Origin of the sequence: Gardnerella sp. DNF00571G (genome assembly GCF_049262695.1) — a bacterium.
Classification (GTDB): domain Bacteria; phylum Actinomycetota; class Actinomycetes; order Actinomycetales; family Bifidobacteriaceae; genus Bifidobacterium; species Bifidobacterium piotii.
Genome location: NZ_CP058396.1, coordinates 591,908 through 618,652, shown reverse-complemented (window position 1 = coordinate 618,652; position 26,745 = coordinate 591,908). Strand labels below are relative to the sequence as shown.

Here is a 26,745-nt window from a genome sequence, read left to right as displayed (position 1 = left end):
ATTGTTTAGATTTATTGAGAGTGCAAAAACTCATAAATAGTTTTAGCCTTTAACAAACCGATTCCAGGAACTTTTTGTAACTCTTCTACGCTTGCTTCTTTTAGATTTTTAACACTACCAAATGCAGAAAGCAAACGTTTTTTATAAGATTCGCCAATTCCAGGAATTGAATCAATAGATGAATACAACATTGCCTTTGCGCGCTTTTTTCTATGATAAGCAATAGCAAAGCGATGAGATTCGTCTCTAGCTCTTTGAAGCAAATACAATCCTTCGGAGCTTCTTTTTAGAATAATTGGATATTGGCTATTAGGCAGCCAAACTTCTTCTAATTTTTTAGACAATCCACATACCGTTACGCCTTTAACATTGCAATCAATCATTGCTTTTTGAGCTGCTTTTGCTTGCTCAATACCACCATCGACGATTACAAGATTAGGCTTATACGCAAATTTTTTAGAACTTGATTGTGCACGATTTTCTACGCAATCATCATCCTCATCGCTATTACTTTCATCTTTATGCTTAAAACGTCTAGAAATAGTTTCATATAATGCACTTAAATCGTCTAATTGACCAATACCATTGAGGCCTTTTATAGAAAATCTTCTATATTCACTAGGTTTAGCAATTCCATCTTCAAAAACAACCATTGATGCAACTTGATATCTTCCATCAGCTGAGTTTGAAATATCGTAGCATTCAATTCGCAAAGGAGCTTCACTCATTGAAAGAGCTGCAGCAACTTGATTCATAGCATTAGTTCTAGATTCTAAAGTAGAAATCCTACTTGTTTTCATCTGTTTAAGAGACTGCTCAGCATTCAAGTTTGCTTTATCCATAAGCGAGCGCTTATCTCCACGTTCTGCAACTTTAATAGTTACTTTCGCGCCTCTTAACCCACTAAGCCATCTTTCAAGATTTTCTTTATGGGATTCTTCTAATTCAATAGGAATAATAATCTCTCTAGGAACTGGGCAAATTGGGTCAAGCAAATCCCCTCTTCCAGTTGTTTCTTGACGCTTTTTGCGTTCCTTTGTTTCTTTAGCTCTGTACGACGAATCCATATTTGCATTGCTAGAGTAATCGATTTGTAACGCATTCCTGGATTGCTCTATTTTTAACGAGTTTGCATATTGCAAATCATTATTTGATTCATATTCAGAATAAACTCGTATAAGCAAATTTGCGATTATATCTTCATCACTAATGTCTTCGCTTCTTTCGACTTGCCAATTTTTTTCTCCGCGAAGTAGCCCTTCTCTAACAAAGAATGCGTGAACGCATGCTTCAAGCGAATCTGCACTAAAACCAAAAACATCAGCTTCTACATTATCGTTAAAAACAACGGAATTTTGTTGAATAACAGTTCTAAAAATGTTGATTTTGTCTCTTATTTTTGCAGCATTTTCAAAATCTAAGTTATTGCTTAACTCCTTCATTTTTCTAGTTAAATCGCTAATGTAGGAATCTCCAATAGCACCACTTAGAATGCCAACTAATTGTTCAACATTGTTCCTATGCGTTTTTTTGTCTACTTTTTGAACGCAAGGTGCAGAGCATTTTCCAATAGATGCAAGAAGACAAGGTCTTCCTGTTTTTTGTGCTTTATTGAAAACAGACTGTCGGCATGTTCTAACTGGAAAAGTTTTTAGCAAAGAATCCAAACTGTGCTTTAATTGCCAAACTTTTGCATACGGTCCAAAATATTGCGTTGACTTTGAGTTTCGATTTCTAGTAATCCAAACTCTTGGAAAATCATCATTTACAGATACTGCAATATATGGGTATGTTTTATCGTCTTTAAAAACAATGTTGAACCTTGGATTAAACTCTTTAATCCAAGTATATTCAAGCGTTAGAGCCTCAAGTTCTGTGTTTACAACAGTCCATTCTAAGCTTCTAGCTGTTAATACCATTGATTGCGTTCTAGGATGAAGCTGGTTTAAGGGCTGAAAATAATTCGATAGCCTGTTTCTTAAACTTTTTGCTTTTCCAACGTATATTACTTTTCCACGCTCATCTCTCCACTTGTATACTCCAGGCTGATTTGGAATATCGGAAGTTTTTGGCCTAAATAAATCACGACTATCTCCTAAAAGAGGAGCACCAAAATCGTTTTTTGACGAATTCTCAAAGTAGTTAGCATGACTTTCATCATATTTAGATTGGTGAGTTTTCTTCCATTCTCCCCTACTGATTTCTATATTTTTTCTAGCTTCTCTAGTCTCCATATTTTCTTCATCGTTTCTAATATTTGATTCTTTAGAATTTAGAATATTCATTATCTCACCTCCTTTCATAAAATTATTCATAAAATTATTCATAAATTTTTACTTAAATACTGCTGATTTTGTTACTCTTTGAGCATTGACTTTAAGAATTTACCCGTCCAGCTATATTGCACTTTTGCAACATCTTCTGGAGTACCAGTTGCTACGATTTCGCCACCTTTATCTCCTCCTTCTGGGCCTAAATCTATAATCCAATCCGCGCATTTTACAACATCAAGATTGTGCTCAATAACTATTACACTATTGCCTTTATCTACTAAAGATTGAAGAACACTTAAAAGCTTACGAACATCTTCAAAATGCAAGCCCGTAGTAGGTTCATCTAGAATATAAACGGTTTTTCCAGTAGAACGCTTTTGTAGCTCCGTAGCAAGCTTTACTCTTTGCGACTCTCCACCAGAAAGCGTTGGCGCGCTTTGACCAAGCCTAATATAGCCTAATCCAACTTTAACTAAAGTTTCTAAGTATCTAGAAATAGACGGATATGCTTTAAAGAACACAGCAGCTTGCGATATTGGCATATCTAGCACGTCTGAAATAGTTTTACCATTGTACTTTACTTCTAGAGTGTCTCGATTATACCTTTTTCCGTGGCATTCTTCGCATTGCACGTATACGTCTGGCAAAAAATTCATCTCAATTTTAAGCGTTCCGTCTCCGCTGCAAGCCTCGCACCTTCCGCCTTTTACGTTAAACGAGAATCTTCCAGGGCCATACCCTCTAACTTTTGCTTCTGGAGTTTGAGCAAAAAGCGAGCGAATTTTATCCCAAACTCCAGTGTAGGTTGCAGGATTAGATCTTGGTGTTCTGCCAATAGGATTTTGATCTACGTGAACAACCTTGTCGCAATTGTCTACTCCATCAACGCGCTTATGCAATCCTGGAACAATGCGAGCGCCGTTTAGCTTATCTGCCAAAACTGGGTAAAGTATTGAGTTTATTAAGCTTGACTTTCCAGATCCAGATACTCCTGTTATGCAAGTAAATACGCCTAAAGGTATTTCTACATCTATGTTTTTAAGATTGTGCTCTTTTGCGCCAACAATAGTTAGCTTACGACTTTTGTTGATTTTGCGACGCTTTTTAGGAACATCTATTGTGCGTCTTTTTGCAATATAGTCTCCTGTAACTGATCGCTTTGCCTCTGTTATGTGTTTTGCAGGGCCGCAATATACAACTTCTCCGCCGTTTTCTCCAGCTTCTGGACCAATGTCTACAAGCCAGTCTGACTTTCGTATTGTATCTTCGTCGTGTTCTACAACTATAAGCGTATTTCCAAGATCTCTAAGATTATGCAACGTAGATATAAGCTTTTCGTTGTCTCTTTGATGAAGACCAATAGAGGGTTCGTCAAGAACGTACATAACACCAACTAAACCAGACCCTATTTGCGTTGCAAGTCTTATTCTCTGCGCTTCTCCACCAGAAAGAGTTTTTGCTGCTCTAGAAAGAGTTAAGTAGTTTAAGCCAACGTCGTTTAAGAAGCCTAGTCTTGCTTTGATTTCTTTTACAATCTCTTTAGCAATTATCTTTTTTGAGCCTTCTAGATTTAACGAATTAATCCATTCAAGACTTTTTTCAATAGGCATATCGCATACGTCTGCGATTGAGCACGAGCCAACTTTAATAGACAAGACTTCTGGATTGAGTCTTTTTCCTTTGCATGTTAAGCATGGCACTTCTCGCATGTATGACTCGTAGTATTGACGCATTTGGTCTGAGTCTGTTTCGTCATGCTTGCGCATAAGAGTACGCACTACGCCTTCAAATCCTGTTGAATACTCTCTCTGCCTACCCCATCGATTTTTATACGATACTTTTACTTCAAAATCATGACCATAGAGTATTGAATCTTGCACATCTTTTGGAAGATTTTCCCACGGCGTATCCATACTAAAACCAAGCTCTACGCTTAAGCCTTTTAACACATGCCTGTAGTATTCTCCAGCTGCTTTATTCAATGCCCAAGGTTCTATAGCACCTTCGTTAAGTGACTTTTCTGTATTTGGAACAACAAGAGCAGGGTCAATCTCTAGATTGTAACCTATTCCAGAGCAATCATGGCATGCTCCATACGGAGCGTTGAACGAGAACGTTCTTGGCTCTATCTCCAATAAATTAAATTGATGACTATTCGGGCACGCCATATTTTCGGAAAAACTTTGACGCCTGTTTTTAGAAGAAGCATCTTCGTCTACAAAATCCGCAACAACAATACCTTTAGAAAGCTTTAATGCTGTTTCTATAGAATCTGTAAGACGTGTACGTATACCATCTTTTATAACTAATCTATCTACAATAACTTCGATTGTGTGTTTCTTTTGCTTTTCTAAAACAATATCTTCGGAAAGCTCTCGCATTTGCCCATCTACAAGCGCTCTAGAATAGCCGTCTGACCTAAGAAGAGTAATAGTATCTTTAAACTCACCTTTTCTGCCGTTAACAATAGGAGCTAGCAATTGCAACCTTGTTTTTTGCGGCAAAGAAAGCAATGCATTAGCTATTTGTTGAGGGGTTTGCGCGCTAACGATTTCACCACATTTAGGGCAATGTGGAACACCTACGCGAGCAAAAAGAAGCCTTAAATAGTCATAAATCTCTGTAATTGTGCCAACAGTAGAACGCGGATTGCGATTAGTGGTTTTTTGGTCAATAGACACTGCTGGGCTTAATCCCTCAATAAAATCTACGTCTGGCTTATCCATTCTTCCAAGAAATTGCCTTGCATACGCGCTTAAGGATTCCACATAACGCCTTTGACCTTCTGCAAAAAGAGTGTCGAAAGCAATAGAAGATTTACCCGAACCAGATAGGCCAGTAAAAACAATCATCCTATTTCTAGGCAATTGCAAATTAACGTTCTTTAGATTATGCTCTCTTGCACCTTGAACAGTTATTTTTAAGTCGGAAGGAACATCACCTAAGTCGTATATTAAATTACCATTATTTTTTATAATTGGCGCAGAATCAATAAACGATTGAAGTACATTGTTTTTTTGACGACTATTTCCATCTTTAACATTCATGTTTGTAGCATTCATGTTTGCATCTTTTATTGAAAGTGACTGCTTACTTTGTAAAGAATCCAAGTGTTTTTGCATTCTACCTCCTTAAGATGCTTTAGCGTATATGAATCAAAATTGCAAAACTAAATCTTGATTACGTGCCTGTTTTGTAATATCATTCATTATAGAACACATGTTCGAAATATGTTGCTTACTGCGTGTTGCTAATCCTATGCAAGCCTAACGGTATAATCGGGAGTTTGGTTAACATATTTCAATTAATATCTTAATTACGATTTTACAAGAATAAAACTTAAGGGGTGGGTAAAAAATGGCCATTGACGCACAAGGACTTACTATACAAATTGGTGCGCGCACGCTATTAAACCCAACAGATTTTCATGTTACAAAAGGCGACAAAATAGGCTTAGTTGGAAGGAATGGCGCTGGAAAAACAACACTTACGCGCGTAATTACTGCAGAAACACTTCCAGCTGGCGGAAGCGTAAAAGTAAGCGGCTCGTTAGGATATCTTCCACAAGACACGCATGCAGCAGATCCAGAGCAAAGCGCGTTAGATAGAATTATGAGCGCTCGCGATATTTCGTCAATCGTATCTCGTATACGAAAAGCAGAAAAAGACATGACGAATCCAGATCCAGATATTATGACAAAAGCCATGAATCGCTACGATAAAGCGATTAATGATTTTGAAAAAGCTGGTGGATACGCTGTTCAATCGGAAGCAATATCAATGGCAAATAGCCTTGGACTCCCCCAAGAAGTTATGAAACAAGCTCTTGGAACACTTTCTGGTGGACAACGCAGACGAATCGAACTCGCGCGAATACTTTTTTCCAATGCCGATACGCTGATTTTAGACGAACCTACAAACCACTTAGACGCAGATTCCATAGTATGGTTGCGCAATTACTTAAAACGCTTTGAAGGTGGATTCCTTGTTATATCTCACTCAACAGAGTTGCTAGACGAAGTTGTTAATAAAGTCTGGCATTTAGATGCACAATTGGCGCAAATAGACATGTATTCAATGGGTTGGAAAGCATACTTGCATCAGCGCGTTGTAGACGAAGAGCGAAGAAGAAGAGAACGCGAAGTTGCAGAAAAGAAGGCGGAGCGACTTATGAAGCAAGGAATTCGACTTCACGCAAAAGCAACTAAAGCGGTAGCAGCTCAAAATATGATGCGCAGAGCTGAACGCTTATTGAATGAAACAAGCGAAGCTCAAAGCCGCGAAAAAGTTGCAGACATTCGATTCCCAGAGCCTGCTCCTTGCGGACGCACTCCTATTATGGCTAAAGATATTTCAAAAGCTTACGGATCGAACATTGTATTTGCTGGCATAAATTTGGCTATAGATAAAGGCTCGAGAGTTGTTATTTTGGGATACAATGGCGCTGGAAAAACTACCACTTTGCGCATTCTTGCTGGCGAAGAAAGCGCAGATACTGGCGTTGTTGAATATGGACACGGATGCAAAATAGGCTATTTTGCGCAAGAGCACGATACTTTAGACTTAGATGCAACGGTGTTAGAAAATCTTCAACACGTTGCGCCAGAATTAAACGACACTCAAGCAAGATCAATGCTTGGAAGCTTCCTGTTTTCGGGAGACGACGCCATGAAACCCGCTAAAGTGCTTTCTGGCGGCGAAAAAACTCGCCTAGCATTGGCAACTCTTGTAACTTCTAAAGCAAACGTTCTTTTGCTTGATGAGCCTACTAATAACTTAGACCCAGCTTCTCGCGAAGAAATTCTTAAAGCAATTTCTAAATACGAAGGCGCAATTGTGTTGGTTACTCACGACGAAGGAGCGGTTCTTGCGCTAAACCCAGAAAGAGTTCTTCTTATGCCAGACGGTGACGAAGACTTGTGGAGCGACGACTATCTTGATTTGGTTGCGGAAGAATAGGATTTTAGATTGCTATGAAAAAAACAGCTAATTTTGCAAATTGCGCGCTACACAACATTTTTCGCGTTCTTCGCGCGCCTTTAGCAATCTTGCTGTTAATAGCATTGTTTGAATGCACTGTTGGGAATATTCCATTTTGGAATAGTGCTACTGGCAGCACGGATAGCATGTTTGCTCACAATATTACTGGCCCTGGAATTAAAAGACTTTCTTCTGGAGGACTTTTAATTACAGACTCTTCGGAATCTTATTTAGAAGTTAATTCCGACGGATCTTCGCCGTACATTCAGCTTAAGCCTTCACTAATTACGCCTAAAAAAATTGGCAAAAGTCCCATTAAAACAGACGTGCATGTACGCATTGATGTTAATAAAATCGCTGGAAAGCCTTTAAGCACAAACCCTAGAGCTATTAGTTTTGCTATGCTTCCTGTTCCAGATCAAGCCGTTGGAGTTAAAAACACGCTTCGATTATGGATACAGCACCCTAAAGGAGACGTTGTAGACGTTGAGGACGCAAAAGCAAATGTTAGAGCACCTTTTAGTTGGAATTGGGGTCGCGTTCTTTTTCTTATAGCCGTTTCAATTTTGATTGCATTGTGGAATCCTTGGTCTAAATTGTGGAAAATAAAACTTAATACAAAAAGTTTTAATCAAAGACTTTTACTAGTTTTATCTTGGACTCCATTTATTGCTATAGCTGTTGTTGCAATTGTTTGGAATGTTTTTAACGCTATTCCAATGCATTTTGACGTTGCTGGAAACTACACGTACGATTTTGATCAATATGCACACACAGCAGACGCTCTTATTAAAGGAAAAACATATCTTGACTTGCCTGTTCCTAAGCAAATGCAAAATCTTACTAATCCGTACGATCCAATTGCAAGAAACAAGCTTCTTTCTAATTTAGTGCACAATATTTATTGGGATCACGCATATTACAACGGCCATTGGTACTCGTATTTTGGCGTAATTCCAGCTGTTTTATTCTTTATGCCTTATAGACTTATATCGAGTTTGTGGATTAATGGCGGAAGTATGCTTCCAACAACAATCGCAACTCTTATATGCCTAGTGGGGTTCTTAATTTCTGGCTCTCTTCTAGTGATTAGACTTATTGAGCGAATAAATAAACGAGCGTCTCTTGCTTGCGTGTCTATTTGCTTAGCATTGTTCTTTATTACATCTAACACCGTTTACTTATGGTTTAGAACATCATTCTATAGTGTTCCAATGGCAGCTTCGCTATTCTTTACATCTTTAGGATTATGGTTTTATCTTGGCGCTAATAAAAATATTGCAAAAGATTGCAAACAAAGCCAAGAATCAAACAAGTCTATTTATCAAATATCTGCTAAGCACATTGCATTAGGATCTTTGTTTATATCTCTAAATCTAGGATGCAGACCAACATTTATAATCGCGTTTTTGCTTGCAATACCGCTTTTTTGCAACAATATTTACTTCTATTTTAAGCATTTAATTTCTAGCAAGAAAATTATAAAAGAAGACTTAAATCAAATAATAAAGCTAGTTTTAAGCGTGATTGTGCCGTTTGTAATAGTTGCAATACCAATAGGATTGTATAACGACTTAAGATTTGGGTCGCCATTTAACTTTGGTAACGAATATCAAATTACTATTACAGACATGACTACAATGCGCCTTCCCGCGCAAAACATTATTCCTTCAATTTTAAGTTATTTAGCTTTGCCATTGCGCTTTACACCAGCTTTCCCTTGGATTTCGATTAATCCTATTGCTTTCAATAGATGGCAATACGCAGAGCCAATGATTGGCGGAATGTTTACCCTTGCTCCATTGGCATTTATTGGCGTTATTTGTTCTTTGTTAATGACTAAAAAAATGAGCAAATTTGCGTCAAGACTTACTATATGTGCTTTGATTCTTGCAATGATTGTTGTTGTTTTCAACAGCTTAAAAGCAGGAATTGGATGGCGTTATATTGCTGACTTTGGATGGGCGTTCTCACTAAGCGCAATAATCGGAATTACTGTTTTTCTAGAAAAATACGCAAACGTAGAAGATTGCACAACTTTGCGCTCGAAAGTTATGTGTTACACAATACGCATTGTAATTTTAGCAATGCTATTTTTCTCTATTGCAATCGCTTTCTTAGGTTGGTTTGTTCCAGGAAGAGAAGATTCAGTTTTGCGATTCAATCCAGGACTTTGGCACTACGTTAGATGTTGGTTTACGCTAATCTAGTCTAAAGCTTAAGAACACGAGTCTTTTAGATTTCTTTCTAGATTACTTCTTAAAGTTCTTACTAGATTTTTCTACATCTCTTCTAGTATTTTATGAACAGTATTCAGCAATAAAGTAACGCCATTTTCAAATTGATCTTCTTTAGGAAGTAAAGATAGCGCTAAGTAGCCATTAGTTGGCATGTCAAAATAATATCCAGGTTGAGAAACCAGCTTGTAGTCTTTAATCAAGCGTAAAGCTAATAAATCATCATCTATACAAGAAGGAACTCGCAACAAAATATTCCATCCGCCTTCTGCGCGCAATGCACTAACGCAACAATTTGGGTAGTTTGCAAGCATTTTTCTAAGCGTTTTAAGATTAGAGCGTACTCGACTTTGAACAATCGCAGTTTGCTCTTTAGCACATTGCAATAATTCTGGAATTCTCTCCGATACAGTTGCGCCAATCGGAAGAAAATCATCCGCAATAACGTCAAGTCGTTTCATTGCTTCTTGCACGTCTTGACTTGGCCCAGAAACTTCAATCCACCCAACTTTTGCGTGCGGAGCTGCAAGCATTTTTGAAAATCCATCTAAAGCAAAAACAAGTGTTGATTGTTCTCCTGCAAGTCTTGAATTTTCGGCAAATGGTTCTAAAGAGTAATCGTAGAAAACTTCATCTGCAATAATCGCAACATTATTTTTATTGCACAAACTCAACAATTGCGCTCTTTCTTCTGGCTTAACATAAGAGCCTGTTGGATTATTTGGGTTTATTAAAACAAGAGCACGAATGCGATTATTTGCGTTTTGCAAAAGTTCTTTAACTCTTGGAATATCAATAGTCCAAGAACCATCGTAAACAAGCGGATATGGTATAGATTTTACGCCTTGCAGTCTTGCAATAGATTCAATAAGAGGATACCCAGGAGTTGGAGCTAAAACAGAGTCGCCGCAATCGCACAGAAGCATCATAAGCCATGCGTATGCTTGAGAAGTAGACGATAATACGTATAGATTATTTGGATTAAGAGCTTTTGGTGAATTACTTTTTTGATCTACGATATTTTGACTTGCAATATTTTGATCTACGCGATTATCTCTAGCATTTATAAAATCAGCAAGAATGCGCCTAACTTCTATTGGTCCTCTAGGATCTGCTGTATATTTTGCGCTTAAACATTTTGGAGCAAGACCATGCACTGTTGGGTTTGAATCATTAAGTTTTGTGAGTTTAATACCTTTAGACATAGCAACGCGTTGAGCCAGAATAATTGGATTTGGCTCACTTACATCAACTCTAGAAGAAAATCGCACTCGACTACACTAGCGCATTGCATAACCAAATATAAAAAAATGCGCTGAACGCAAAAGCATCCAGCGCAAATCAGAAGAAAATCTTACTTGTTTCTTTGTTGCATTGCATAATAAGCTGCACCAATAATGCCAGCTTCGTTATGCAAAGACGCAACAACAATAGGAGTCTTAATATCGATATGAGGCAAGAACTTCTCGCTCACACGGCTAACGCCACCGCCAACAACAAACAAGTCTGGATTAAAGTACTTTTCCATTAATCCGTAATACTTAGTTAAGCGCTTAGCCCACTTTTTATAACCCATATCCAACTTTTCGCGAACAGAAGAAGCAGCATACTTTTCTGCATCTCCCTTTCCTTTTTCTAGCTGAATATGACCAAGCTCTGTGTTTGGAATAAGAACGCCATTGTAAATCAAAGCGGTTCCAATTCCAGTGCCTAATGTTGTTGCAATAACTAAGCCATCTTTATCTTTTGCAGCACCAAAGTGTTGCTCAGCAAGACCAGCAGCATCGGCATCGTTAACAACCGTAACAGGACGACCGCAAGCTTCGCTAAACACTTCTGTAACATCCACACCAATCCAAGATTGATCGAGATTCGCCATAAACTCAAGTTTCTTGCCTGGCTTAATAGGCGCTGGGAAAGCAATACCAACAGGAACATCTTCAGGCACATCAAAATGCTCGAGCTGCTGACGAACAATATCTGCAACAGCTTGAGGTGTGGAAACCGCTGGAGTGAGAATCTTATATCGCGGTTCTGCAAACTCGCCTTTTTCCAAATTAACTGGTGCAGCTTTAATACCAGAGCCACCAATATCTACGCCAAATGCTTGTGCAGTGTCAATCATCGTTAACACTCCCCTCTGAATGTCGGACAATGGGATATCATGTTCATTCTACAATATTGCTAAAGCGACACGCTTATATATTGTCTATTTAATGATAACGATTGCATAAATGTTTTTCTCAAAATTAAAGCTTTAATATTAAAAATCATGCAAACAATTGCTAAGATTTTAACTCTAATTTATCGCAAATAGTTTTGAAGCTCCTTGTTTATTAAACCATTTGAAGCAATAACGTCGTTTTCGCGCCTCCAATGGATCGAGTCACCATTCCATTGTCGAACATGGCCTTGAGCCTCTTTAACAACAACAGCACCAGCGGAAACGCCTGGAATATCCCACTCGTGAAGATGCGGCTCAAAATAAGCGTCGTAAGTGCCATCAGCAACCTTGCATAAGTCAAGAGAAGCAGGGCCAATGCGCTTAATATCTGCTGGACATTCTTCCTCAAGCGAAGAAACAACATCCAATGCTCTTTTAGATTCGCCTGGAATATAAGACATTCCGTAGCAAACAACAGAACCGTGCAATGTTGATGTTGTAGAAGGAGTGATTTTCTCTCGCTTTTCTCCATTAGGAGTTTTACGAATACGAATAGCACCCTGGCCTTTAGCTGCTAAATAAGTAAGACCAAGAGCTGGAGCATGAACAACTCCAAGAACAGGCCTTGCGGAGCCTTGATCATTGAACTCAAAAAGCGAAACAGTTAGAGTCCACTCTGCCATATCTCGATTAAAGTTAATAGCACCGTCAATATTACCAACGCACCAAAAACGATCACCAATATTGCAATTTTCTGGACGATTACGCCAAAATCCCTGGAATGTGTTTATGTACGTAAGACGATTTTCAATAAAGCGTACGAGCTTATCTCCAAAACCAGAATCTGCTTGATTCGGATCCCCCAAAACCATCATGCTTGCCATATCTCGAGGATTTAATTGGTCTTGATACGCGTGCTTGCCAACATCTTCCAATATTCTAGCAACTTCAAGAGCAACATCGCGTAAATTCATACTTGCCATACTCTACTCACCTCTTTAATTCCCCACATTTTGATTATTTATCTATTCCAAAAATCTGCAACTATCCATAAATCTGCAACTATTTTACTCAACTAATCAAATTAAACCAAACTTCCACACGCAATATTCAAATAAAATCAATAAACTTTCACATTTAATATTTAATATAAGTTTTATAAGAAGTCTTACAATGCAAAACGCATAGCAAAACAAAATCCTAAATTTCTTAAACCAGCCTTAGAATTAATTAATAAACCTAACATCTCTCTTAAAAGATTATAACATGACTAAAGTACCAGACTTAAAAACACAAAACTTAATTAACACTCCTTCACATACTCCTTCAAACACTCCTTCACTAAAAAAACCAGGACTTCTTGTTTTAGATGTAGACGCCACTCTTATTGAAGAAGAAGTTATAGATTTATTAGGAGACATTGCTGGAGTTGGCTGCGATTTAGCATACATAACATCTAGAGCAATGCAAGGAAAGATGGACTTTAACACATCGCTAAAGCTAAGAGTTTCTATGCTTAAGGGACTTGACTATTCTTGCGTTAAACAAGTTGCTCAAAATATTCATGTAACAAATGGAGCTAAAAAGCTTATTAGCACATTGCACTCTTTTGGATGGAAAGTTGGAGCTGTTAGCGGCGGATTCAAGCAAGTTTTAGACGATTTTTTACCAAAACTAAACATAGACTTTTGGGTTGCAAACAATCTAGAAGTCGTAGATTCTAAACTAATTGGAAAGGTTATTGATCCAATAGTAAATCGTCAATATAAAGCAAAAGCATTGACTAATTGGGCAAGCAAGAACAATATTGATATTGCTCAAAGCGTTGCAATAGGAGACGGCGCTAACGATATAGATATGATTAAAACAGCAGGATTAGGCGTAGCATTTTGCGCAAAACAGTTATTAAAAAGTCAAGCTAAAGCAAGCATAGATACACGAGACCTAAGCCTAGTTTTAGATTTACTAAATTAACGTTTACTCACTAACTTTTAATCCAAGTAGGATTCACTACTTAAGTGCGCTCCTCTTGCCCAATCTGCAGCATTCATAGCTTTTTTACCTTGCGATTTAACTTCTAAAAGCTCAATAGCTCCACTTGCACATCCAACCCAAACATTGTGCTTTTTTGCAAGAATCTGCCCAGGTTTAAGCTCGTTTAGACTATGTAATTCAATATCTTCATCTTTTGCTAATGCACAAGCAAGAACGTGCAAAGTGATTGTTTGCAAATCACTAGAATCAACATGAAGATTGCACCAAGCTCCAGGATTTGGCGTGCAAGCGCGAATCTGCCTATCGATTGCAAATGATGGAATATCAAAACGAATATGAGCATCTTCAACAGTGATTTTTTGAGCGATTTGGCAAGGCGTAGAGTCTTGCTCAACAGGAACAATTTGACCAGATTCCAAGCCAACAAGAGCAGAGCAAAGAAGATTTGCGCCATCATTGCTTAATCGCGTAAGCAAATCGCCAGCTGTTTCATGAGCGCCAATCTCGGTAGTCATTTGTGCAAGAATCGGACCTTCATCCATTCCGCGCGTAATCTTAAAAACTGTTGCACCTGTAATATCGTCCCCAGCCCATATTGCGCGCTGAACAGGAGCAGCACCTCGCCACTGCGGAAGAAGCGAAAAATGCAAGTTGTACCATCCTAAAGGAAGAGCATCTAAAACCGATTGGCGAAGAATCTTTCCGTACGCAACTACAGCTGCAAGCCTTGCGCCAGTAGCTTTTAGAGCACTCACGCACTCTTGCTCATTGCTAGGATTAACCTCTAGAACAGGAATCCCAAGCTCAATCGCAGCTTTTTTAACAGCACTAGGAACAAGCTTTCTACCTCTGCCAGTCGGAGCGTCTGGACGAGTAAGAACAGCTCGAACATCAAAATGCTCTTTGTCTTGAGCGAGCGCGCGCAAAGGAGCAACAGCAACATCTGGAGTTCCAGCAAATAAAATAGGCAATACCATAAGTCAACTCCTTAAAATACTAAGAATCATTAAAATCCTAAATCCTAGCAAAATGCATCTTTTAGCTTGCTAAAGAATCCCTTTTTATTGCCCACTGGCTCCGCAATAGCATGTTGCTTTACTTCGCTAACTTTTTCATCGTGCAAGTTTGCAAACTTTTCAATCAAACTACGCTCTTCTTCGCTAAGCTTTGTTGGAATATTAACAAGAATGTGAACAATAATATTTCCTCTATCTTTACTTCCAAAAACAGTAACGCCCAAATCGTAAAGAGGAATCGTGTCTTCGTTTTGCGTTCCAGCAGGAATTTCAACACTCTTTTTGCCATCAAAAGTATCAATATCTACTTTGTGACCAAGCACAGCCCAGCTCATTGGAACGTCAATCCAGCAATGTAAATCGTTTAAGTCTCTAGTAAATTGCTCGTCTTTGCGAATGCGAACGTCAACATACAAATCGCCAGCTGGACCGCCACATTCGCCTATTGCTCCTTGAGACGCAAGTCGCAAGCGAGAGTTGTCTTTAATTCCAGCAGGAATCGTGATTCCAACTTCTCGAGAAGTACGAACGCGACCATGGCCGTGGCAATTTGGGCAAACATTTTTAATAATCGTTCCGTGGCCTTCACATGCACGGCACGGCTCCGAAGACATCATTTGACCAAACATTGTGCGAGTAACTCGTTGCACAAAACCAGCACCATTGCACTCTGAGCAAGTTACAGGATCTGTTTTATCTGCCGAACCTTTTCCAGCGCAATCTTGGCAAAGACCGAAAGTAACAACATGAACCTTAGCGTTTCCGCCAAAAACAACAGTTTTAAGGTCAACCTTAACTTCTGTTAGCGAATCTTCACCGCGATTAACGCGCGGAATAGGAGATCCAGCATTAGCACCAAAAGACCCAGAGAAGAACTGGTTTAGAATATCTCCCATGTCCATATTCATATTGGCGTACGCGCCAGCGCCAGCACCAGCACCCGACGCCGATAGATTATTTGGATCTACGCCCATATCTACCATTTTGCGTTTTTCTGGATTAGACAAAACGTCGTATGCAGCGTTAACTTCCTTGAACTTGTCTTCAAACTCAGGACCTGCAATATCTGGATGATACTTTCGACTTAACTTTCTATAAGCTTTGCGAATCTCATCGTCGCTAGCGTTAGAATCAACACCTAAAATCTTGTAATAGTCAGTCACTTAACTCCCCTTTTATGTTCTAAAATTATTTTTGCATAAGGCACAGCCAGCTAGTTTTTATGAATTTGCTTTTATGAATTTTCAGATATAAACGTATTAAGATATTTTGCTACAGCTTTAACAGCCGTCATTGTTGCAGCATAATCCATGTGCGTAGGGCCGATTGAGCCAATAAACGCCGAATCGGAATCTGAATTGTATCCGTAAGCGCTTGTTACAACAGAAGCATTTAAAAGACCAGGCGTGTGAGTTTCCGAGCCTATTGCAACGCTAACGCCACTTGCGCAATCGTTTGCTTCCTCACTTAGCGAAGTCATAAGTCGCATAATAACAGCTTGCTCTTCTAGAGCATCAAAAAGAGACGCAAAATCGCCAATATTTTGCCTATGCGCAAGTTGAGAAGCTCCAGCCATGTACAAATCGTGAGAATGCTCGCCATTATGCATATCTTCTAACGCGTTAGCAAGTTGACTAATAACTTGCAAAGCAGACGCTAAATCCTTGCGATTTGCAAGCAAATAAACGCGCTTAGAAGCATCTAAAAGAGAGGCTCCAACGCAGCTCTCATTAACCATATTAACTAAATGCAATAAGTCGTCTGGATTTATGTTAGAGGCTTGAATAATGTGTTGCGCAACTCCTCCAGCGTCTGTAATAACAACAACTAGAAGAGTTGAAGACGATACTTGAACAATCTCAATTCTTTTTACTTTTGACTTCGACAATGCAGGAGACGCAACGAGTGCGACTTGACCAGTTATGCTTGCAAGAAGTCGCGCTGAGCGTTGTAGAGTGTCTTGTAAACTAACAGATCCACTTAAAAACGTGCGAATCCCTCGTCTTTGCGCATTAGAAAGCGGGATTAACGCAGCTAAGCCATCAACAAAATACCTGTAGCCTTTTTCTGTAGGAATTCTTCCAGCAGAAGTATGTGGCTGAATCAAGTAGCCTTCTTCTTCTAGAAGAGACATATCGTTGCGAATCGTTGCAGAACTAACGCCTAATTTGTGATTTTTAGCTAAAGATGCAGACCCAACAGGCTCATGCGAACGAATATAATCTTCAACAACCGCACGCAATATCATCATGCGTCGTGATTGCATTGATTCTCCTTTATTAAAACGTCAAACTCGATTAAATAGCGCTAATAATTTTTATAAATAGCACTAATCGTTTATTAATTCACTGCTAACTATTATATATGCCAAAATAATATGTGATAACAATATGTGATTAAGTATTATTAAGTATTTTTAATAAATCACTTTTACAGAATAACAACTAACTATAAATATAAACTTTTGTTAACTTTTGACACACTTTGTTAAAAATTCGTCTGATATAAAAGATAGGATTAAAGGGCAATGTGAGGGTAATGGCCAGCGTAAGCTGTGCGCAAAAACCCGAATTATTGGAAGGAAAGTAGATCACATGACCGATTTCAACTGGTCTGCATTAGACGAGCGCGCCGTAAAGATGGCGAAGGTTCTCTCGGCTGATGCTGTTGAGCGAGCAGGACACGGACATCCTGGCTCCCCTGTTTCATTGGCACCAATTGCGTACACCTTGTACCAGCACTTCATTAAGCACGATCCTGCTGACCCAAAGTGGGCTGGCCGCGATCGTTTTATTCTTTCTGGCGGTCACGCTTCGCTTACGCAATACGTGCAATTGTTCTTCTCTGGTTACGGCTTAACTCTTGACGATCTTAAGTATTTCCGTGGCGGTGCAGACACGCGTACTCCTGGTCATCCAGAATATGGCTTAACTCCAGGCATCGAAATGACTACTGGCCCACTCGGTCAGGGTCTTGCTTCTGCTGTTGGTTTCGCTTATGGCCAGCGCTTTGAGCGCGGTCTTCTTGACCCAGAAGCTCCAGCTGGAACTTCACCATTCGATCACAAAGTGTGGGTTATTTGCGGTGAAGGCGACGTTGAGGAAGGCGTTTCTTCTGAAGCTGCTTCCTTGGCTGGAAACCAAAAGCTTGGCAATTTGACTGTAATCTTCGATGCAAACCACATTCAGATTGAAGGCGATACTAAGCTCACCTTCTCTGAAGATATTCTTGCTCGTTACCGTGCATACGGTTGGTACACCGACGAAGTTAGCTTCATTCAGCCAGACGGTTCCTACAAGGAAGACGTTCAGGCTTTGGCTGCAGCTATCGAAAAGGCTCAGGAAGTTACCGATAAGCCTCACTTCATTAAGGTTAATACTTTGATTGCTTGGCCAACCCCAGGTAAGACCGACAACGAAGCTTCTCACGGTTCTAAGCTTGGTGAAGAAGCCGTTAAGGGCTTGAAGGAACTTTGCGGTTTCGATCCAGAAGTTTCGTTCCCAATCGACGAAGAAGCTTTGGCTCATGCCCGTAAGGTTGCTGAGCGCGGTTTGGCTGCTCACAAGGCTTGGGATGAAGCTCTTGCAAAGTGGGCTTCTGCCAACCCAGATAAGGCTGCTCTTTACGATCGTCTTAAGGCTGGCAAGCTTCCAGAAGGCTTCGACAAGGCTATTGACGACTTGGTTGCTGGCTTCGAAGTCGGTTCTAAGGTTGCTACACGTAAGGCTTCTGGCGCAGTTCTTAACGCAATTGCTGCTGTTATGCCAGAACTTTGGGGCGGTTCTGCTGATTTGGGCGGCTCCAACAACACCAACATTAAGGGTGCTGACTCCTTCGGCCCATCCGAGGACGCAACTCGCACTTGGCCAAACGTTTCCGAGTATGGCCGTCAGCTTCACTTTGGTGTGCGTGAGTTTGCAATGGGTGCTATTACCAACGGTATTTTGCTTGGTTCTAACACTCGCCCATTCAACGGCACATTCTTCCAGTTCTCTGACTACGAGCGCCCAGCAGTTCGCTTGGCTGCTTTGATGGAGATTCCAAACCTCTACGTTTGGACTCACGATTCCGTAGCTTTGGGCGAAGATGGTCCAACTCACCAGCCAATCGAACACTTGGCTGCTTTCCGCGCTATTCCTCAGCTTGAGGTTGTGCGCCCTGCAGATGAGTACGAGACTGCTGAAGCTTACCGCTACTTCTTCGAGAAGAAGAACAACTACCCAACCGCTATGATTTTGACTCGCCAAGGCGTTCCAACTCTCGCAGAAACTGCTCAGAAGGCTCGCGAAGGCGTAAAGCACGGCGCTTACGTTTTGGTTGATTGCGAAGGCACTCCAGACGTAATCATCATGGCTACTGGCTCCGAAGTTCAGTGGGCTGTTGCTGGTGCCAAGACTTTGGCAGCTGAAGGCATTAAGGCTCGCGTTCTTTCCATGCCATCTCTAGAATGGTTCGAAGAGCAAGACGAAGAGTACAAGGAAGCAATCCTTCCAAAGTCTGTTAAGGCTCGCGTTTCCATCGAAGCTGGCTTGGCATTGCCTTGGTACAAGTATCTTGGCGATTGCGGCAAGGCTGTTTCTATCGAACAGTACGGCTTGCAGGGTGACGGCGGTCAGAACATGATCGACTTGGGCATTACTGCTGAGCACGTAGTAGAAGCTGCTAAGGCTTCTATCGAAGAAGCACGCGCTTAAGATAGCAAGTAATCAAAATAAAACTTGATGTGTCAAAATAAAATTGATTCATCACAAAAACTCGAAGTGCTAATTTAGCAACTTCACTGGAAACAGCAAAGGCGTGTTGATGTTAAGCTACAAATTGTTTAACATCAACCGCTGTTTCCTGTAAAACGCCAACACTACCAACGTGTTCCAATTGGTGGAGCACAGTGTTAAGGAGATAACATGACTGAAGCAACGCAGCGCACTAGCGATTCCGGCGTTTCTATTTGGTTGGACGATTTGTCCCGTACCCGCATTGAGTCTGGCTCTTTGCAAGATTTGATTGCTAACAAGAATGTTGTTGGTGTTACTACCAACCCATCTATCTTCCAGAAGGCTTTGAGCCAGGTTGGCCCATACGACGCACAGCTTAAGGAACTCGGCAAGGTTGACGTTGAGACCGCTATTCGCGAGTTGACAACCACCGACGTTCGTAACGCAACTGATATCTTCCGTGAGATTGCAGAAAAGACCGACTTTGTTGACGGCCGCGTCTCCATCGAAGTTGACCCACGCTTGGCTCACGATACTGCTAACACCGAAAAGCAGGCTGAAGAGCTTTGGGCAAAGGTTGATCGTCCAAACGTTATGATCAAGATTCCTGCAACTTTGGAAGGTCTTCCAGCTATCACCGCTACCCTCGCTAAGGGTATCTCCGTGAACGTAACCTTGATCTTCTCCCTCGAGCGCTACGAGCAGGTTATCGACGCCTTCATCGAAGGTATTGCTCAAGCTGCTGCTAACGGCCACGACTTGAAGCACATTGGTTCCGTAGCTTCCTTCTTCGTCTCCCGCGTTGATAGCGCTGTTGACAAGCTCCTCGAAGCTAACGGTTCTGCTGAAGCTAAGGCTCTTGAAGGCAAGGCTGCTGTTGCTAACGCTCGCTTGGCTTACGAACTCTTCGAGAAGAAGTTCGCTGCCGACCCACGTTGGGCTGAGCTTGAGGCCAAGGGCGCTAAGAAGCAGCGTCCACTTTGGGCTTCCACTGGCACCAAGAACGCAGCTTACTCCGATTGCAAGTACGTTGACGAGTTGGTTGCTGAGCATGTTGTTAACACCATGCCAGAGAAGACTTTGAACGCTCTTGCTGATCACGGCAACGGTGCTGCTTCCATTAAGGGCACTTACGAAGAGAGCCACGCTGTTATGAACAAGCTTGCTGAGCTTGGCATTAACATTAAGGACGTTACCGACAAGCTTGAGGCCGACGGTGTTGCCGCCTTCATCAAGTCTTGGGATTCCGTGATTGCAGACGTACAGTCTGGCATCGATCGCGTAAACGCCTGATTTGATTAATCAGTAATAAATAAACATTAAGCCGCACATGAACGTGGATTAATTTCCGCACATGTGCGGTTTTTGTTGTTTTGCGTTTTATCAATCGCAATAAAAAGCTACCCAGTGTTATTTTCTAAGCTAAGTAATTGAGAAAGACAGACAGTGTAGTTATGTCTCTTTTCACGTAGAATTTTTTAATCGGCAGAAATATATATGATGGATAGGTATGTGTTCCTGCCTATTTTTATGCAATTTTTCAAAACAATAAAAAGAACATTATTAGATTAATAAGGAGGATCTATGAAAAATACGAAAAAATGCCCAAAGTGTGGGGGAAGTGAAATTATATTTGTGCCTGGATCTGCTGGGGCTTATGGGACTGGAAATAATGTTATGACTGGCCATACAATTATGTCGGCAGTACCTGTTGATAGGTATATTTGCACTGCCTGTGGTTTTAGCGAGGAGTGGATTGACCTTGATAATATGGATAAATTAAAAAAGAAATATGATGAGATTTAAATGAGAGTTACTTTTATATGTGACTGGGATAGATGATTAATAAACCAAATGTGCCAATTTGCTTTGTAAAGCTTTATTTCAGCTGCCTTTCTCACAATTTTCATGTCTGCGGCATCTCAATAATAAATTTTAGCATGCGTTTTATCTTGATATTCTTTTAGAACTTTATTGAATTCCTGACATGCTCCACAGCCTGAACTACCAAAATAGAGCACTTCTCCAGTTTTAAGATTTGAGATATTATTCTCCTGTAATACTGAAAATGAGGGTCTTAAGCCACTCAAATGAATATATGCAATAAAACCAACGAATAACATTATGACAATAGCTGGAAGTATACGAGATACTACACTTTTTATAACTCAGTACTCCTTTTTCATAAATTGTAATAACGACAATAGGAAAAACATAACAATATACATTAGAGCAATAATACAAGTTGCAGACGTAAGAGCGGTGAACGAGTCTGGTGATAAATAATAAAATATCTGAAAAGAATACACGGATGTTTGAGACAATATTATGTTTATCAAATTCGGCAATATCCATAATAATATAAAGGAAAGAATCATCGTAACACCAACTTTTTCAAAATATATCAACAGATTCATATTTATAGCAATATACAAAAGGAAAATTATCGGATATACGAGCAGTTGATGCATAACTATCCCTAGAGACGAGTAATTTAGTGACAAAAATACCAAATTTACGACTAGATAAATGCTTACGTATTCACCATATATAAAACACAATAATTTAATCCTATTAGGAATATACTCTAGGTAATGATGAATAATTTTCTTCTCTTGCCATTCACCAATTGATAATATCTGATATAGGCTTAAAAATAGTATAGTTATCGTTGAAAAGAACTTATATTGTGATAAAAATGCACCTCTTTTAGCTTGAAATACTATAAACACGCAACATGCCAAATACAAAACAAAAGACAATAAGAAAAGCTTCTGATGACTAAACTTAATAATTTCTGATTTTATATAGTACTTCATCATCATCTTCCTCCAACATAAAATCTTTAATATCATGCGTAATATCACTGTATTCCACGATTTGTACCCCATGCTCAATCAGCAATTTAAGAACCTTGGCAATATCCTCTCTAGGCAATTTAATTCTAAAAGTTGATTCTTTGTTATCTTTGCTACGACAAAAAACCTCATATCTGTTAGAAAGCAATTCACTAATATCCACACCATTTACAACAATCACATTATAAATTCTTAGATTATCATTAAAATTAACAATTTTTTGAATTTTCCCTTTTTTTAAATACCATACAATATCAGCAATTTCACCTAACTCATCTAATATATGACTTGAAATTACAAGGCTTTTACCTTGTGAGCGCAATGACAAGATAGTGTCTTTTAACTGCTTTATAGTAAGAACATCTAATCCATTGAAAGGTTCATCAAGAAGAATAATTTCACTATTTGAGAGCAATATTCTAGCAATATTTAATTTTTGCTTCATACCTAGCGACAATTGTTTAAACTTTTTATTTTTTGCTTCGTCGAGACTCACCTGATGCAATAATTTATCACAATTAAAGTCTTTTCTCCCCATCAAAGCAGCAAACACTCTAAGATTATCCTGTACAGAAAATTCGTCATAAAAAGATGGATTCTCAATAGCAAATGAAAGTGAACCGTCCAATTCAATATTGCCTTGATAATCAACTATCAAATTTGCAATGCACTTCATTAACGTGGTTTTTCCTGAACCATTATTGCCTACTAACGCAATAATTTGCCCAGCACTGCTTTCCAAAGAAATGTCATCTAAAACGACTTTTCCCCCATATGATTTTTTCAAATGAGATATCTTCATAAGATTACCTCTTAACAAATGAAACTAAAAATTTCCGATCTCCTTTTACAGAAATCTTACTATCTTCACCAATAAAAATTTTAGGACTCTCTTCGTAGATAACAGCATTTTTAACATTTCCTGGCTGTTTCTGAGCACGCACAAAAAGAGCATCATCAAGCTTGTACAGCTTTCCAGCAAAGCGTATCTCTCCTTTGCCTCTCTTTGCATAAATAGCATACACTCCTGGCTTTAACGATAAGTTATCGTTATTCTTATAATCTCCTGAAACTAGTGTTGGCAAATCATCACGAACCATACCAAAACGAACATTATTTGTCTTATACCCTACATACAGCAGACTGACAAGACCTAGGATTACTATGGTAGCTGCAAATATCCATTTTTTGCTTTTCATTTCTTAATCACATCCAAATCTATTATGTCATCAGCAATTTTATCGAACATTGCATCATGAGTAACAATAAAAAACATCGCAGTCTTTTTTAACTCCAAGACTTTGTCTATAAAAATCTTCATTGTTTCAAAACCTCTTCAATATTAAACAAAGATAAACCTTGCTCAATATCTAAACTAGAAACAACCGATTTAAAACTTCTTTCATTAAATCTATGATAATTTTCTAGCAATGATTTGATAACTGCAATACCGCAATCTGAAGTCAAATTTTGCATATTGTAAGGATAAGCCACCATCTATTGAGCTCCTCAAAGTTTCAAGGCGTGGAGGCTATCATAGCCTCCACGCTACAGATTTAATCACAAATGTTAAAAAGCATCATACAATCAAATCAATTTTCTCAAATACTAAATTACGCAAATAGATTACAATTAGAACACTATAATGAGACTAACCTAATATACTGTTGTAATGAAATCTGGTAATATAATCACATGCAGAACTAGAGAATCATCCCCAGCAGATGAAACCCCAGACAACACACATCCATCCAGCTCTAATCGAACGAGATTCTTCTAGCGTTAGCTCCTTCATAATAATCATCTCTTCTCTTTCAGGTAAAAAACCTCTTATAGAGCTAAATCCGCAACATCATAAACGAATGTTGCATTCTCAACTCTCACCATAATTGTAAAGCATTTATGATGTCTTGTTAATACACTGTAACGAAAATGTTATAACACATATATACCAGATATTTCCACCAACTTTCATCCTGGAATTCATGTAATTATCGCGAATTATGTATGATTTTGAAGATAAAATTCACATGAAAATATGCAGACTATCCTCTATTACGATTGCTCATTTTTCTCAATTATCGGGTTATATGCCAAAAAATAAGGTACGCCACACCTTATATGTGAAATCTTACCTTATTTTTGTTTATGACTTCAATTTCCCACTTCACCAGCTGGGTGCAAAGTGGCGAATCGACTTGCATGAGCGATTAAATATAATTCGCGAATGCACTTCGATTCGCTGAGCTTGCTCAAAGTTGAAAGCACAGTGTGCTTTCAACGCAAGCGAAGTACGTTAACATCCTGTGCACTCGACCCCAGAGCGTTGATATCTTCCCTCATACAACAAAATCGCACTCAAAAACCGCGAGAAGTAAGCTTAAAGCCGCTTCGCATTAAACCTTTTAACGATAGCACTCGCTAACCCCTGCTACACAAGGACTAAAATGCACCCACCTAATCAGCCTTTGACATCAATACGACACTCTAGACGTATCAAAACTACCCTGATGATAACCATGCATCAAGAAAAGAGCCTTAACGTTCGTTGCAGGAAAGAAGCTGACAAGGGGAATGTCGTATGATGATAAAAGTCTAAGGCACTACAAACTGGGATTTGGATTTTAATTAAAATTGTATGATTTTATTAGCTATATCTTCTACAAATCGCTTATCGTGTTCCACAAATATGAGTGTAGGCTTTGCTTCTTTTATAATTTCCTCAATCTGTATTCTTGATATTACATCTATATAATTCAGTGGTTCGTCCCAAACAAATATATGAGCTGGCTTTGAGAAACTTACAGCAATTAAAACTTTCTTTTTTTGTCCATCACTATAATTCTTCATATCCATTTCAAATAATTCTCTTGAAAAATCTAATTTTCTTAGAATTGTTTTACACAATGTTTCATCAACATCTTGCTTGTGAATATATTCATTTAGGCTACCTGCTAAATTAGATGTGTCTTGAGGAATATACGAGATTTTTAAATTACCTGCTAATTTTATCTCACCTGTATACTCGTGATTTATACCTAATAAAATTTTAATCAAGGTTGATTTTCCGCTACCATTACCCCCATATATAGCCACTATGTCGCCTTGCTTTATCTCAAAACTTACATTACTTAGGATCTGTCTTTCTCCATAGTATGCTGATAAATTGCTAACCGATATTAGGGGATTTTTGTGATGATGTAGCGGATGCAGTAATAGGCTTTCCTTTATTTCGATATCTTTTAGTAAACTCTGTTTTTCTTCTATTGCCTTGTTTTGTCTATTCTCCAAATTCTTAGATTTTTTCATCATCTTGGCTGATTGATGACCTATATGTCCTTTGTCTGGTTTTACACCTGATACTTTCACACCATTTTTAGTATTTTCAATTTTATCAGACCAAATTTGACTTTGTCTTGCAGCCTCTTTTAATCGTTTAATATCTTTTCTTAATCTCTCATTTTGACTAATTTCAAATTGGTCTTTCATCACTTTGTTTTCATACCATGATGTAAAATTTCCCGATTGGACATCAATAGAATTCCTGTTAATAGAAATAACATGATTGATACAACCATCTAAAAAATCTCTATCATGAGATATAAGCAAAAATCCTTTTTTACTTTTCAGATATTCACTTACAATTTTTCTTCCGTCCATATCTAAATGGTTTGTTGGTTCATCAATAAGTAAAAAGCCATCTTCTCTTGTAAACAAAATAGCTAAAAGGATTTTTGTTTGTTCCCCTTTAGAAAGCGTTTCAAACTCTCTGTAAACAAGGTTCTCATCTACATTTAGCAAACTGAGTTCTCTAAATAACTTCCATTCTTCATCATCTGATATTAGTTCTTTATATAACTCAATTCCTAATTTTGAAGTATCGCTTATATTTGGTGGAAATTTAATAAATTCAACATCCTTGCTTATTTTACCTTGATAAGTTTCTTGATTTAAAAGTAACTTAAATAGAGTTGATTTACCGATTCCATTTCTTCCTATCAATCCCGTTTTCCAGTTTGTATCAAAGGAAAACGATACATTTTTAAATATGGGTTTTACATATCCATAATATGAGAAAGTGAGGTTTTCAATTTTAATTACTGACATAAAACGCCTCCCTAAATTATCATTTACCGCCCGGGTGCAAAGTGTGTGCACCTTTTAACGTTTAGTTTTTCATGTATTACTACGGTTATCACTGCTTTGCTTTTCAGTCATTTCAATTCTCGATTAGGTAATTTTCCAGTTCTCAAAGCGACAGTAACAAACTCAACCTCTTGCAAGCACTTCTCGCAAAGTTCATAACCTTCATTGAAGTTCACTCTTGACCTAAATGTGCTAGCAATGAATTCGCATGGTGAGGTGATCCTTTCAACTACACCGCACCGTTCGCACTCAGCATACACATTCCCATCCTTAATCGGAATAAACATTCCATGATCTTTCTCATTTCCCATGACGCTAACATCTTCGAAATCATCAAATTTTACATAGAGCATATACGGCT

General features: G+C 38.8%; 20 protein-coding genes. 6 read left to right on the top strand and 14 right to left on the bottom strand.

The genetic code is table 11. The features are described 5' to 3' along the window. Positions 1-11: 11 nt before the first annotated feature. Positions 12-2,234 carry an excinuclease ABC subunit UvrC gene (gene uvrC, locus HXT30_RS02615; protein WP_422111824.1) on the bottom strand — a complete coding sequence of 741 codons (2,223 nt, stop codon included), beginning with the start codon at positions 2,232-2,234 and terminating at the stop codon, positions 12-14. Positions 2,235-2,356: 122 nt separating this feature from the next. Next, positions 2,357-5,335, bottom strand: a complete 2,979-nt coding sequence (gene uvrA, locus HXT30_RS02610) for an excinuclease ABC subunit UvrA (RefSeq protein WP_422111823.1) — start codon at positions 5,333-5,335, stop codon at positions 2,357-2,359. Positions 5,336-5,630: 295 nt separating this feature from the next. Between uvrA and HXT30_RS02605 the strand changes: the two genes are divergently transcribed. Beyond that, positions 5,631-7,232 carry an ABC-F family ATP-binding cassette domain-containing protein gene (locus HXT30_RS02605; protein ID WP_016840128.1) on the top strand — a complete coding sequence of 534 codons (1,602 nt, stop codon included), beginning with the start codon at positions 5,631-5,633 and terminating at the stop codon, positions 7,230-7,232. A 14-nt stretch (positions 7,233-7,246) separates the two neighbouring features. Next, entirely contained in the window at positions 7,247-9,463 is a 2,217-nt protein-coding gene (locus HXT30_RS02600; protein ID WP_422111776.1) for a beta-carotene 15,15'-monooxygenase, read from the top strand. Positions 9,464-9,534: 71 nt separating this feature from the next. Here the strand turns inward: HXT30_RS02600 and HXT30_RS02595 are convergent, their stop codons facing one another. From HXT30_RS02595 to HXT30_RS02585, 3 genes are all read right to left on the bottom strand, one after another. Beyond that, a complete protein-coding gene (locus tag HXT30_RS02595; protein ID WP_422111775.1) occupies positions 9,535-10,761 on the bottom strand; it encodes a pyridoxal phosphate-dependent aminotransferase in 1,227 nt (408 codons plus the stop codon). Between the two features lie 83 nt (positions 10,762-10,844). Next, positions 10,845-11,615 carry a polyphosphate--glucose phosphotransferase gene (ppgK, locus tag HXT30_RS02590; protein WP_004130916.1) on the bottom strand — a complete coding sequence of 257 codons (771 nt, stop codon included), beginning with the start codon at positions 11,613-11,615 and terminating at the stop codon, positions 10,845-10,847. A gap of 179 nt (positions 11,616-11,794) precedes the next feature. Beyond that, entirely contained in the window at positions 11,795-12,637 is an 843-nt protein-coding gene (locus tag HXT30_RS02585; protein WP_016635339.1) for an inositol monophosphatase family protein, read from the bottom strand. Positions 12,638-12,920: 283 nt separating this feature from the next. On the opposite strand from HXT30_RS02585, the gene serB reads away from it, so the two are divergent. Then, complete coding sequence (gene serB, locus HXT30_RS02580) at positions 12,921-13,628, top strand: phosphoserine phosphatase SerB (RefSeq protein WP_422111774.1); 708 nt, start codon at positions 12,921-12,923, stop codon at positions 13,626-13,628. A 17-nt stretch (positions 13,629-13,645) separates the two neighbouring features. Here the strand turns inward: serB and fmt are convergent, their stop codons facing one another. From fmt to hrcA, 3 genes are all read right to left on the bottom strand, one after another. Continuing rightward, positions 13,646-14,626, bottom strand: a complete 981-nt coding sequence (gene fmt, locus HXT30_RS02575; protein ID WP_422111773.1) for a methionyl-tRNA formyltransferase — start codon at positions 14,624-14,626, stop codon at positions 13,646-13,648. 44 nt (positions 14,627-14,670) lie between these two features. Further along, positions 14,671-15,828 carry a DnaJ C-terminal domain-containing protein gene (locus HXT30_RS02570; protein WP_422111772.1) on the bottom strand — a complete coding sequence of 386 codons (1,158 nt, stop codon included), beginning with the start codon at positions 15,826-15,828 and terminating at the stop codon, positions 14,671-14,673. 71 nt (positions 15,829-15,899) lie between these two features. After that, positions 15,900-16,916, bottom strand: coding sequence for a heat-inducible transcriptional repressor HrcA (hrcA, locus tag HXT30_RS02565; RefSeq protein WP_016635343.1), 1,017 nt, complete (start codon positions 16,914-16,916; stop codon positions 15,900-15,902). 343 nt (positions 16,917-17,259) lie between these two features. On the opposite strand from hrcA, the gene tkt reads away from it, so the two are divergent. From tkt to HXT30_RS02550, 3 genes are all read left to right on the top strand, one after another. Then, the gene (gene tkt, locus HXT30_RS02560; protein ID WP_060785962.1) at positions 17,260-19,359 is read left to right on the top strand and encodes a transketolase; all 2,100 of its coding nucleotides are present in this window, start codon (positions 17,260-17,262) and stop codon (positions 19,357-19,359) included. A gap of 210 nt (positions 19,360-19,569) precedes the next feature. Then, positions 19,570-20,673, top strand: a complete 1,104-nt coding sequence (tal, locus tag HXT30_RS02555; protein WP_016798447.1) for a transaldolase — start codon at positions 19,570-19,572, stop codon at positions 20,671-20,673. 291 nt (positions 20,674-20,964) lie between these two features. Further along, a complete protein-coding gene (locus HXT30_RS02550) occupies positions 20,965-21,186 on the top strand; it encodes a hypothetical protein (protein ID WP_004111696.1) in 222 nt (73 codons plus the stop codon). A gap of 362 nt (positions 21,187-21,548) precedes the next feature. Here the strand turns inward: HXT30_RS02550 and HXT30_RS02545 are convergent, their stop codons facing one another. The 6 genes from HXT30_RS02545 to HXT30_RS02520 all read right to left on the bottom strand — a co-directional run bounded on the left by HXT30_RS02545 (position 21,549) and on the right by HXT30_RS02520 (position 26,737). Beyond that, the gene (locus HXT30_RS02545) at positions 21,549-22,199 is read right to left on the bottom strand and encodes a hypothetical protein (RefSeq protein ID WP_004125684.1); all 651 of its coding nucleotides are present in this window, start codon (positions 22,197-22,199) and stop codon (positions 21,549-21,551) included. Further along, positions 22,168-23,040: an ABC transporter ATP-binding protein gene (locus tag HXT30_RS02540; RefSeq protein WP_016828760.1), complete on the bottom strand. Its 873-nt coding sequence runs from the start codon at positions 23,038-23,040 to the stop codon at positions 22,168-22,170. Before HXT30_RS02540 ends, HXT30_RS02545 begins: the two co-directional genes overlap by 32 nt. Before the next feature lie 4 nt (positions 23,041-23,044). Further along, positions 23,045-23,437 carry a hypothetical protein gene (locus HXT30_RS02535; RefSeq protein WP_016828761.1) on the bottom strand — a complete coding sequence of 131 codons (393 nt, stop codon included), beginning with the start codon at positions 23,435-23,437 and terminating at the stop codon, positions 23,045-23,047. A 118-nt stretch (positions 23,438-23,555) separates the two neighbouring features. Beyond that, positions 23,556-23,735 (bottom strand): hypothetical protein, encoded by a 180-nt coding sequence (locus tag HXT30_RS02530; protein WP_004123693.1) that lies wholly within the window; start codon positions 23,733-23,735, stop codon positions 23,556-23,558. A 1,131-nt stretch (positions 23,736-24,866) separates the two neighbouring features. Continuing rightward, positions 24,867-26,345 (bottom strand): Lsa family ABC-F type ribosomal protection protein, encoded by a 1,479-nt coding sequence (locus HXT30_RS02525; protein ID WP_422111771.1) that lies wholly within the window; start codon positions 26,343-26,345, stop codon positions 24,867-24,869. A 107-nt stretch (positions 26,346-26,452) separates the two neighbouring features. Then, the gene (locus tag HXT30_RS02520) at positions 26,453-26,737 is read right to left on the bottom strand and encodes a hypothetical protein (RefSeq protein ID WP_004114737.1); all 285 of its coding nucleotides are present in this window, start codon (positions 26,735-26,737) and stop codon (positions 26,453-26,455) included. Positions 26,738-26,745: the final 8 nt, after the last annotated feature.

Coding starts and splice junctions, on each gene's coding strand:
- uvrC (WP_422111824.1), bottom strand. CDS start 2,234: ATGGAGACTAGAGAAGCTAGAAAAAATATAGAAATCAGTAGGGGAGAA.
- uvrA (WP_422111823.1), bottom strand. CDS start 5,335: ATGAATGCTACAAACATGAATGTTAAAGATGGAAATAGTCGTCAAAAA.
- HXT30_RS02605 (WP_016840128.1), top strand. CDS start 5,631: ATGGCCATTGACGCACAAGGACTTACTATACAAATTGGTGCGCGCACG.
- HXT30_RS02600 (WP_422111776.1), top strand. CDS start 7,247: ATGAAAAAAACAGCTAATTTTGCAAATTGCGCGCTACACAACATTTTT.
- ppgK (WP_004130916.1), bottom strand. CDS start 11,615: ATGATTGACACTGCACAAGCATTTGGCGTAGATATTGGTGGCTCTGGT.
- HXT30_RS02585 (WP_016635339.1), bottom strand. CDS start 12,637: ATGGCAAGTATGAATTTACGCGATGTTGCTCTTGAAGTTGCTAGAATA.
- serB (WP_422111774.1), top strand. CDS start 12,921: ATGACTAAAGTACCAGACTTAAAAACACAAAACTTAATTAACACTCCT.
- fmt (WP_422111773.1), bottom strand. CDS start 14,626: ATGGTATTGCCTATTTTATTTGCTGGAACTCCAGATGTTGCTGTTGCT.
- hrcA (WP_016635343.1), bottom strand. CDS start 16,916: ATGATGATATTGCGTGCGGTTGTTGAAGATTATATTCGTTCGCATGAG.
- tkt (WP_060785962.1), top strand. CDS start 17,260: ATGACCGATTTCAACTGGTCTGCATTAGACGAGCGCGCCGTAAAGATG.
- tal (WP_016798447.1), top strand. CDS start 19,570: ATGACTGAAGCAACGCAGCGCACTAGCGATTCCGGCGTTTCTATTTGG.
- HXT30_RS02550 (WP_004111696.1), top strand. CDS start 20,965: ATGAAAAATACGAAAAAATGCCCAAAGTGTGGGGGAAGTGAAATTATA.
- HXT30_RS02545 (WP_004125684.1), bottom strand. CDS start 22,199: ATGAAGTACTATATAAAATCAGAAATTATTAAGTTTAGTCATCAGAAG.
- HXT30_RS02540 (WP_016828760.1), bottom strand. CDS start 23,040: ATGAAGATATCTCATTTGAAAAAATCATATGGGGGAAAAGTCGTTTTA.
- HXT30_RS02535 (WP_016828761.1), bottom strand. CDS start 23,437: ATGAAAAGCAAAAAATGGATATTTGCAGCTACCATAGTAATCCTAGGT.
- HXT30_RS02530 (WP_004123693.1), bottom strand. CDS start 23,735: ATGGTGGCTTATCCTTACAATATGCAAAATTTGACTTCAGATTGCGGT.
- HXT30_RS02525 (WP_422111771.1), bottom strand. CDS start 26,345: ATGTCAGTAATTAAAATTGAAAACCTCACTTTCTCATATTATGGATAT.
- HXT30_RS02520 (WP_004114737.1), bottom strand. CDS start 26,737: ATGCTCTATGTAAAATTTGATGATTTCGAAGATGTTAGCGTCATGGGA.